Source organism: Microbulbifer okhotskensis (assembly GCF_023895975.1).
GTDB lineage: Bacteria > Pseudomonadota > Gammaproteobacteria > Pseudomonadales > Cellvibrionaceae > Microbulbifer > Microbulbifer okhotskensis.
The window spans coordinates 1-9,780 of sequence record NZ_JALBWM010000129.1; the positions used below are offsets into that span (position 1 = coordinate 1).

At 45.2% G+C, this 9,780-nt stretch carries 8 protein-coding genes; 1 reads left to right on the top strand and 7 read right to left on the bottom strand.

The features are described 5' to 3' along the window. Positions 1-553 precede the first annotated feature (553 nt). From MO867_RS18760 to norR, 4 genes are all read right to left on the bottom strand, one after another. Positions 554-1,159 carry a response regulator transcription factor gene (locus MO867_RS18760; RefSeq protein WP_252471994.1) on the bottom strand — a complete coding sequence of 202 codons (606 nt, stop codon included), beginning with the start codon at positions 1,157-1,159 and terminating at the stop codon, positions 554-556. Continuing rightward, positions 1,156-2,277, bottom strand: a complete 1,122-nt coding sequence (locus tag MO867_RS18765; RefSeq protein WP_252471996.1) for a sensor histidine kinase — start codon at positions 2,275-2,277, stop codon at positions 1,156-1,158. Before MO867_RS18765 ends, MO867_RS18760 begins: the two co-directional genes overlap by 4 nt. Next, on the bottom strand, positions 2,274-3,308 hold the full coding sequence (locus MO867_RS18770) for an alpha/beta fold hydrolase (RefSeq protein WP_252471998.1): 1,035 nt from the start codon (positions 3,306-3,308) through the stop codon (positions 2,274-2,276). Before MO867_RS18770 ends, MO867_RS18765 begins: the two co-directional genes overlap by 4 nt. Before the next feature lie 627 nt (positions 3,309-3,935). Beyond that, positions 3,936-5,501: a nitric oxide reductase transcriptional regulator NorR gene (norR, locus tag MO867_RS18775; protein ID WP_252472000.1), complete on the bottom strand. Its 1,566-nt coding sequence runs from the start codon at positions 5,499-5,501 to the stop codon at positions 3,936-3,938. 553 nt (positions 5,502-6,054) lie between these two features. Between norR and hmpA the strand changes: the two genes are divergently transcribed. Continuing rightward, positions 6,055-7,239 carry an NO-inducible flavohemoprotein gene (gene hmpA / locus MO867_RS18780; protein WP_252472002.1) on the top strand — a complete coding sequence of 395 codons (1,185 nt, stop codon included), beginning with the start codon at positions 6,055-6,057 and terminating at the stop codon, positions 7,237-7,239. A 134-nt stretch (positions 7,240-7,373) separates the two neighbouring features. Here hmpA and MO867_RS18785 read toward each other — a convergent pair whose 3' ends face one another. The 3 genes from MO867_RS18785 to MO867_RS18790 form a co-directional block, all read right to left on the bottom strand. After that, positions 7,374-8,177, bottom strand: a complete 804-nt coding sequence (locus MO867_RS18785) for an amidohydrolase family protein (RefSeq protein WP_252472004.1) — start codon at positions 8,175-8,177, stop codon at positions 7,374-7,376. Positions 8,178-8,493: 316 nt separating this feature from the next. Continuing rightward, positions 8,494-8,655 (bottom strand): hypothetical protein, encoded by a 162-nt coding sequence (locus tag MO867_RS24100; protein WP_373565906.1) that lies wholly within the window; start codon positions 8,653-8,655, stop codon positions 8,494-8,496. 318 nt (positions 8,656-8,973) lie between these two features. Continuing rightward, positions 8,974-9,402, bottom strand: a complete 429-nt coding sequence (locus tag MO867_RS18790) for an MAPEG family protein (RefSeq protein WP_252472005.1) — start codon at positions 9,400-9,402, stop codon at positions 8,974-8,976. Between the last annotated feature and the right edge of the window lie 378 nt (positions 9,403-9,780).

The window sequence follows — 9,780 nt, forward strand, 5'->3', positions numbered from 1 at the left end:
TTTTTCTTTTTCTTTTTCTTTTTCTTTTTCTTTTTCTTTTTCTTTTTCTTTTTCTTTTTCTGCCACGAATATATGCTCTAACAGCCAAGTCAACAAACAAAAAGATAGAAACAACCGCCGCAGACCAACCTTAAACAGAGTACTAATTACTATTCAAACGGGACTTTGTAGGTGACGCAAAAAGACAGCTGCCTACAAGTAGATCTTTGGATTTGCCATTAACGATAGCCAGAAACGAAAACCAAACAGCTGCAAATCAATAAAAAATAAGCCGGTAAATTAATGAAAGATTGCTATCTTAGCAAAATCACCAAATTCGCATAAAGCAGCATCTGCTGTTAACGCCAAATACTATCTGCATACCACATCACCCTAAAATTACAATCCGTATACCCCCCATAACTACCTGTACTTATAAATAACCGCCTAATCCGGTTGGATATTATCGATTTCAAGCTGTACGGCGTATCTGCGACTTTATGGGTATGGGTATGGGTATGGGTATGGGTATGGGTATGGGTATGGGTATGGGTATGGTTATTATACAAACAATTCAAAGCCATCCAAAATCTTGAGCCAGCCGAGCGGCTTCGATTCTGTTTTTTGCATTGAGTATCTGACAGCTATTATGAATATAATTTCGAATTGTACCCGGCGACAGGGAAATATACCTTGCAATCTCACTGGTACTTTTCCCTTCCAGCGCCAGGGTTAATATTTTCTGCTCCTTCTCCGAGAGAGGATTTTCACCGCATCTCCAGGCATCCTGTAGCAGCTTGGGGTCAACCACCGTATCTCCGGTAATCACCAGCCGAATACTCTTGGCCAACTCAGTAGAGGGCGCATCCTTGAGTAAATAGGCACCCACGTTGGCCTCCAGTGCTTGGCGAACATAGCCACCCCGCGAGAAAGTTGTCAGCACAATAACTTTTGCGGGATGCTGACTATCTTTTAATTTCTGAGCCAGCTCAAGGCCGTTCATTTTTGGCATTTCAATGTCACTGATAACGACATCAACATCCCCCGACTGACACCAGTCTAGTGCATCCTGACCATTAGTCGCGGTAGCAACCACCTGCATATCGGGCTCTAGATTCACTAGAGCTCTCAGCGCCCCGAGCACCATAGCCTGATCCTCCACCACAATAATTTTGATCATAGACCTGCCGCTTTATATATCGCTTTAGATAAAGGCAGGGTTGCATTGATATGACACCCCGATGTAAATTGAACAGACAGATTCCCCCCCAAGGCTTCAAATCGCTCTGCCATCCCTTTAATACCGTTACCTAAGACAACCTCCCCCAAAGCTTTTCCATTATCGCCGATTCTAAGCCGTAAGAAGGCCTGCTGTTGCTCCAGCGTTATCTTGCATCGGGTAGCCGTGCTGTGCCGCAAAATATTGGTTGTCGCCTCTCTCACAATCATCGCCAGCACACCATTTAGCTGTTGATCTATATCGATGTTAGCCGGGATATTATCTATCAATTCAATATCCTTGGATTCCAGGGCGACGCGAGCACTTGTTAATTCGTTCTCAAGTGTATTTTTCTTATACTCCGTCACCGTATCCCGTACCTGCGTGAGAGCGGTTCGGGAAATTTTCTCAATATCGGCAATATGTTGCTTTGCCAGCACCGGGTCAATATCGAACAGTCGCTCCACCAATTCCGCTTTAAGAGTGATACTGGTGAGGCTATGACCTAAAAGATCGTGCAAATCCCGTGCGATACGCTCTCGTTCAGCAATCTTTGCAATGTTTGTGACCTCTACCTGGGTCTGCTTGATTGTACGATCCGAGCAGTATTTGCGAAACTGTATATAGAAATTTGGACCATTAATCGCAGTAAAAAACAGGCCCACCAAAATAATATAGAGAGAGTGATAGTTTAGATAAGCAGAGAGCAGGTAAGCCATTGTCACGCCAAGCAACAATATAAGAGTCACCATCTTTTGTCGACAGGCCGAACAGGCGGCGGCTGCAAAGGCAAAAAATCCGATACAACTTATCGAGTAAAAAGAGACCATTACCGCCAAAACCGTTAAGATGATAGCTATAAATGCTGCCCTGTAACCCCGACACCAAAAAACATTAAAAAACAAGGGGTACAATAGGAGATGAGCTGCCATCGTAACCCCTAGCGCCTCACGGCCGAAGGATTGCAGCAGAAATGGCAAATAAAGAAAGACCTGAAAATAAGGAACTATTCTCAGCGCCCCCTTGAGAGCCGGGGGAAAAGAATAAAAACATTTTAAATCTTGCTTTCCTGTATTCATCTTTGCATATCGATAAATTGAACAACCTTGCCCATCCAGGCTTCAATATAAGCGGGCGCAAGTGCATGCCCCATACCGTCAACCCACAACGTTTGCGCGCTGGGGATCAGACCCGCATACTTTTTCGCATGACTGATATTTAATAGCGGATCCGATACCCCGTGAACAACCAGCGTGGGGACTGTCAGGGAAGATAAGGCATCATAACGAGAACCTGAAAGTGATATGGCCGTCGCCTGCTGGCCAGGCAATCTATGATCAAACCCTTTGCGATGTCTTAATTCGTATAATGTTGCCCGCGTCAAATGTTCAACATCAATCTCCCGATCACCCTTGAGGAGATTATATGTACCTATTACCAGCATGGCCATGTTTTCTTCCGAATTAACGAGACCATAGCGCAAGAAAAGCTTGAGTGCACCATACTTAAAAGCGGAAGACCTGGGCAGGTCCGGGTCTTCAGAAAACCCCGTAGACATAACAGAGCTTAGGCTTTTTACACGGTTTGGATATCGAATGGCTATTTCCTGGCCAATCATTCCACCCAGTGACAGGCCCAGGATATGAGCTTGCTGGATACCCAGAGCATCTAACACAGCCAGGTTGTCATCAGCCATATCTTTGAGGCTGTATGCAGTTTTTTCACTCCAGTCCTCGACTCTGCCCGACCCCCCACATCCGCGGTGATCAGAGAGAACCACGCGGTAACCGGCCTTTAGTAGAAAATCATAAACCTCGGGGGGCCAAAAAAGCGCGGAGGAACCCAGGCCATTGATCAACAACACTGTGCCCTTTGGCGATTGGTACGGTCGATCCTCGGGAAGCTTGGACTCATACCAGATATCAATATCACCTGAGCGGGCAAAGCCCGCATCACCCGTTACCATCTGGGGCAAGGGCGAAGCAAGGGTATCTCTGATGACCTGCTTTACCTGCCCTGAGAGTGGCTGTGTGGTTCTGGACCACAGGGAAGCCGCTACAACAACCAACCCTAGCAGGCTGGCAATACAAACCGTTAAGGTTTTAAACATAAATCCCCCTTACAAAAATCAACTTTAGTAAAATTCGAACTCAGCGATGAGTACATTATCAGCAAGTCCAAAAGGGGTAACCAGTAATGATTGTCATAAGAAACACATGACATTTGTCATCTGTGAAATTGACTGATTTTGTATAATACTAGAAGCCTATTTATACCAATAGGTAATTATTCAGGGCAGCTTCACCCAAAAGCTACGGGCTTGCGGCCCATAGGATCTAGCCATTCAAATAGACAGTAGGTTGCCGCCCAAGGGGAAGCTTAATCAGAATCGAGCAAAATACAATTACCCCTGCTAGACAGCCCTGACTGAACCTTTAACTTTAAATGCTGAGGGGCACTATTTTCTCAAGATGATATTTTTAGTCCTTTCCCCGCAATAAGGACGAACTTCATTCTAAAATCTATTGCTTCGGAAGACAGGATAAACACAAAGTTTCGCGGAAACAGGCATACACCAAAGTACTGCTACCCACCGCCATTAACCACCCAGTTATACGCAAAAGCAATCAAGCCAACCTATGACGCAAGAGTTCTAACTGCAATCGAAAAACTAACATCCTTACTCATACAAATTTTTTTGGTAATCATTGGAAATAATTACTATTGGCAAATACCATCATCCCACTACTTCCTTTTTTATATAGATACCCAGCCGCTTTGAAAGACGAACCAGATTCCCTCGATCCGTAGAAAGTAATTTCGCAGCTCCACTCCAATTACCATCACACCGCATCAATATATGCTTTATAAGTTCGCGCTGATAATCCTCAGTTGCAGACCTGAGGCTCACCACTTCAAGCAGTGGTGCCATCGGCCTCTCAAATTCTGGTTGAGCCGCCATATCATCGGGAATTTCGATATGCACAGCAGTAAGAGACACAATCTCCGAGGGCGACGACCCCTTCCTCGCCTTAAGTGCCGCTCGGCTGATAATATGCTCAAGCTCCCTGACATTACCCGGCCAGCCATAGCGCTTTAATTTACCGGAAGCATCCGCCGATAACTTAAGCTGTCGAAATCCCAGCTTTCTACGGGATTTCTCCAGAAAGTAATCTGCCAACAACAGGACATCATTCTCCCTCCGCGATAAGGGGGGCACTTCCAGTGGATAAACAGACAGGCGGTGGTATAAGTCAGCCCTGAAACCCCCGCTTTCTATCTCCTTCAGCAGTTCCCGGTTAGTTGCCGCTACGATACGGACATCCACATGCTGGACAGTATCCTTCCCAACTGGCTGGATTTCGCCACTTTGCAGTACCCTCAGCAGTTTACTTTGCACCGCCAGGGGGAGTTCACCCACTTCATCAAGAAAGATTGTCCCACCATTGGCCAGGAGAAACTTCCCCGGCCTTTCACGATCAGCGCCAGTAAAAGCACCTTTGGCGTGCCCAAACAGTTCAGCCTCTGCCAGGGTCTCCGTTAATGAAGCGCAGTTAAGATAGACAAGGGGTTTTTCCCGGCGAGTGGACAGCCGATGCACAGTACGAGCCACCAACTCCTTGCCCACACCGGTCTCACCAAGGATCAGGACGTTGTAGTCAGAACCAGCGACCAGCTCGATATCGCTCCTCAAGGCATTCATCACCTGGCTCTCGCCAATCAACTCACCTCCATCACGCAAAAAGGCTTCCTGGGTGAGCTCTTTGACCAATTGCTCAGCGTGTTCCGCGGAAAGGGAAAGCGCTTTTAACTCCAAGGCTGTTTTCAATGTGGCGGCTGACAAGGCCGCTATCAATTCGAGCGTTCGATCGCTAATTCGGCCGTAGGCATCTGCGGCCATGCTATCAAGAGTCAGCAGACCGACCAGATGGCTGTCGGAATACAGAGGTAACCCCATGCAGGAGTGCACCGGTAGATCCCCCTCCCTATCCAGCAACAGGCCATCAAAAGGATCCGGAAGATCACAGTCCGACGGGAAGCGAACCGGGTTTTCTGAGGCACAAATCTGAGCGAGCCTAGGATGCTCGCCAACAATAAAGCGGCGCCCAAGCGTTCGCCTAGCAAGTCCCTGTACCGCCAAGGGCGTAAGTACATCCCGGTTTAACCCTAGCAATGCTACCGCATCGCACTTAATGGCCTTGCGTATGGTGGAAAGTAAGCGTTCGAAGCGATCGCTGTTGTTCAGGCTATTGGCCAGATCCAGCGCCACCTCCAACAAAAGGTTGGCGTTTATGTCCGTCATCTACCTACGTGTCCAAACAAACGATTAATGTCATTATGACACAGGTATAGTCTAGCTCAAAATGACACACTTACCTCTAAAGCTAAACCTATCTTCTTGATTTATAAGTACTTTTATTTTGGCATAGTAATTGCTGTTTATGGCATGAGATCAGAATTGCCACAGAGGTCAAAATGCTTGACGCCAAAAACCCACTCCTGCGCAGACGCTTCCACCTTTTACTCAAGGCTGGCAATCTTACTCTTCTATTATCAGCACCCTTCCTGCTGGCAACTGTCATTATCTGCTACCCGCTGTCCCACCACTTCTCGCTTCCAGCACAAGTCGCAGGGCATATATTTATGATCCTCAGTGCAACACTTATAAAAATCGGATACATAAGCCGCTGCGTCGCACAATATAGCCTCTCTCTAGAGGTTAAATAAGCAGCGGCTTGCTCACCTATTGGCTGAACGCAACTTTCAGCAATTTTATTGAGGGCGTTAAATTTCCAACCCCTCCGTTTTGGATTGTCCACGATAAATCTTCCATTAGATGTATAAAGGAGCAAATCATGTTGACATCTAGAGAAATCAAAATTGTTAAAGCCACAACCCCCGCACTCGATTGTGCCGGGGTAAATATTACAAAGCATTTCTACAATAGGATGTTTTCCTGCAATCCCGAGTTGAAAAACATATTCAACATGAGCAATCAGGAAAGCGGTAAACAACCATTCGCCCTTTTCAGCGCTATATCAACCTTCTCCAAAAATATCGACAATCTCCCCACCCTGCAGCCCCTCATAGAACGGGTAGCTCAAAAGCACACGAGTTATTTTATTCAGCCCGACCAATATGAAACCATCGGAAAGCACTTACTTGCAACTTTAGCGGAGTTTATTCCCGATACGTTTACTCCTGAAGTTATTGATGCCTGGCAAAAGGCTTACGAGTTGCTTGCAAAACTTCTAATAGACCGAGAGCATGATATTTACACCATCTCAAGAAATGGCACTGGAGGCTGGTATGGCCCCAGGCGGTTTATAGTTGCTGATAAAACGATTGAGTCTGAGTTGGTCACCAGCTTTACACTAAAACCAGAAGATAGAAACACCTTGCTGGGCTACCGACCGGGGCAATACCTGGGAGTTAGAGTAAAACCGCCTGCACACAAGAATATTGAAATTCGCCAGTATTCACTTTCCGATAAGCCCAATAGTTCCACCTATCGAATCAGCGTCAAAAGGGAGAGCCAACCAAGAGATGGCATTGTTTCTTCTTTTTTACATGACACGTTGCAAATGGGGGACATCTTGGAAGCCTACCCCCCAAGCGGTGCATTCTTTTTAAAAGAAACGGCGAGACCTGTCGTCCTAATTTCTGCTGGTGTTGGCATAACCCCCCTACTTTCCATGCTTGAATCCATCCATGAAAAGGAACCTGACAGACAGATTACTTTCCTGCATGCCTGCGAGAAACGAGAACAGCACTCCTTCAAGGGAAGGGTCGCACATCTTACTTCGAGAAACTCAAATATAAAGCACCATTATTGGTACGCATCAGGAGCGAAAGAAACTAGCTTTTCAGGACTTATGGATCTAGAATTTATTCGGGAACAACTACCCATCATCCAGGGGGGCTTTTATTTATGCGGGCCGACCGGGTTTATGAAATATATCAAAGGACAGCTTATAGGATTACAAGTTAGCTCCAACAGAATATTTTATGAAGCTTTTGGCCCTCACAGCGATATATAAATGAAAAGGTATTATGGTGAAACGAACACCATGACAACCGAAACGCCACCATAGTTTTACCTGGCAGGACCACACAACTCTAGCGATTCTTGCCAGGCAAAGTTATTCAAAACCAAAAGAATATATCAACCCAACTAAAGCTTAAAAACTTTCTCAGCATTTTTATATAAAAAAAGTTCTGATACCTCATCATCCATTTCTAACAAGTCCAATTCCTTCAGGCACGCTTCCGGTGTCAGCATGGGGTAATTAGTGCCAAACATCACCTTATTTTTACCGTGAGTCTTCATAAACGAAACCAGCTCCTGAGGGTATCGTTTAGGTTTATAAGCAGAAGTATCTATATAAACATTCTGAAACTTGGTAGCAAAAGCGATCATTTCATTGTGCCAGGGATAACCTATATGGCCACAAACAATTTTCAAATCGGGAAAATCCAGCGCAACTCTTTCAATATGAACAGGGCGACCCGATTCTGAGCTGCGCAAAGGGCCAGTTAATCCAACCTGCAGACAAACCGGCACATCCAGATCAACACAGGCTGCGTACAGCGGATAGTAAAGTGGATGCGTACAAGGAAGCTCCCACAACCACTGTACGATACGCAAGCCCTTAAAATCATGCTCAGAAACATACTTATGCAACTCTTGAACAGCTTCCACAGGGTTTCTCAAGTCAACGGAAACAAGTCCAGAAAACCTATCCGGGTGAGCCGATGTAATTTCCAGAACTTCCTCATTACTAATAAGGGCTCCTTTAGGACCATACCAAGCAGCAATCAGCGCTTTAGTAACATTTGCCGACTCCATCGCCATCATCGTCCATTCCAGGGGCACCTCTTTAAAGTCTTGCCCCATCCATCGCTTCAAAGTATCCAAGAAAGGTTCAGCGAGAAAACGCTCTGTTGGGTGCTGGGCCCACACATCGATTACCGTCATTGTAGCAACTCCCCTATTTATTTAAACTATTGCTGGAGACCAATACATCCCCAACCGAACCTGCAAAGCATGCAAAACCACAAGCCCCCCGATTCCCAACCTGGCAACAATATGAATTAAGCCTACTAAATCACTCCCGCCACAGAAATAATAGATATCTATCTATAGTCATTAACCAACTTGCCATTTGAAGATGCTAGAAACTGCGGATGCTCATCATCTATTTCGCAAAAATCAGGTTTTTCACTGACAAATATGGAGTCTATCGCTTTCAATCCAACTGGACGATCCAGCCATAATTCAAGTCGCATCCAGGTTAAAGTCCCCAAAAAAGGCTTGATCCACATTCTCGGCAAAAACCTCTTTGAACAATTTCTGATGTTTTGCACCAAGAAAAACCATCATTTTTCACTATATTAATATTCGTCTTGCGCGCCTTTGTGTGAGAACCAAAATTGCCGCACAGATTTTGACACATACCGCAATGACAATTCACTACCCCCTAAGTGATTCTTCCACTTCAAACCGCACCACCCCATATAAGCAGCCGCCAGATGTGAGTGACTGTTCACTAACCATATAATGAACCTGTAAACAGATAGCAACTTAGTGAATCACTTCAGATGTACTTTAATGATCTTGCCAGACAAAATTTACACACTGAAATTAACATATTTAATACTCACTAAATATTTAACCACAAATAAATTTCGGTATATCTTAGGATACCAAAGGAACTCCAAAAAATTCTTAGCCATACCAAGCGTCGAACCCACCACTTCCACTTACCCCAACCTTACTTAAAAGCCATATTTACTGCATTGAACGTCAAAATGAACAATGAAATACTAGAAAATAAGAAAATGACAAAACGAATTTCAATCTTGTTCGTCAAGGCCTGAACGAGGCTATGAACCACCCGTAACCCGACATACACCCAGGATACGAAAATATTCACTCCCGTAGCTGCATCAAGAAAAGCCAAGGAAAACACAATGGCATAGAAGATGGTCGGCTGCTCCATTAGGTGATTATAATTATCAGCCTTCCATCGAACTCTTGGCGGAAGGTTCGACATTTGAGTGCCGGCTGGCGCCTCTGGGTTCATCTTCATTTTCATAGACGCGATAGCCGGGAGCCTCGTAGCATACATCCACACCCACATCACCAGAGACCAAATCACTAACGCTACTACTGGCTGAATTAACTCAACACTTGCTTCCATGCTCTCTCCGGTATTTTTTTAAGCTCACAATCCAGAAAGTGGGATTGCGGCAAAGTAGTCAATAGGAACTGGGTTGCCTGATTGTATGGCGATGCCTCACCCTAGACAATTATTTTCACTCGACCACCTTAACCTCACCCAACCTTATCACTCAATAACTGATACGATTAAGTTGAAATTGTAAGGGTTAACAGGATCGAAATCCGGGAAAAATCAGTAAATCTGGAAGATACCGATCGATTTTCTAAAGATTTTTTTATAACCAGCCATAATCGTAGTACTGCGAACTGAAAACGCGAAGTACTTTTCCTTTACAGCAAGATACTCAACACTTCGGACAGTTTCATACAGCTATAGCCCCATAGTCACTGTACTGCT

Bases quoted from the DNA above. Each gene is read 5' to 3' on its own strand.
- MO867_RS18760 (WP_252471994.1), bottom strand. From the start codon at position 1,159: ATGATCAAAATTATTGTGGTGGAGGATCAGGCTATGGTGCTCGGGGCG.
- MO867_RS18765 (WP_252471996.1), bottom strand. From the start codon at position 2,277: ATGAATACAGGAAAGCAAGATTTAAAATGTTTTTATTCTTTTCCCCCG.
- MO867_RS18770 (WP_252471998.1), bottom strand. From the start codon at position 3,308: ATGTTTAAAACCTTAACGGTTTGTATTGCCAGCCTGCTAGGGTTGGTT.
- norR (WP_252472000.1), bottom strand. From the start codon at position 5,501: ATGACGGACATAAACGCCAACCTTTTGTTGGAGGTGGCGCTGGATCTG.
- hmpA (WP_252472002.1), top strand. From the start codon at position 6,055: ATGTTGACATCTAGAGAAATCAAAATTGTTAAAGCCACAACCCCCGCA.
- MO867_RS18785 (WP_252472004.1), bottom strand. From the start codon at position 8,177: ATGACGGTAATCGATGTGTGGGCCCAGCACCCAACAGAGCGTTTTCTC.
- MO867_RS24100 (WP_373565906.1), bottom strand. From the start codon at position 8,655: ATGTGTCAAAATCTGTGCGGCAATTTTGGTTCTCACACAAAGGCGCGC.
- MO867_RS18790 (WP_252472005.1), bottom strand. From the start codon at position 9,402: ATGGAAGCAAGTGTTGAGTTAATTCAGCCAGTAGTAGCGTTAGTGATT.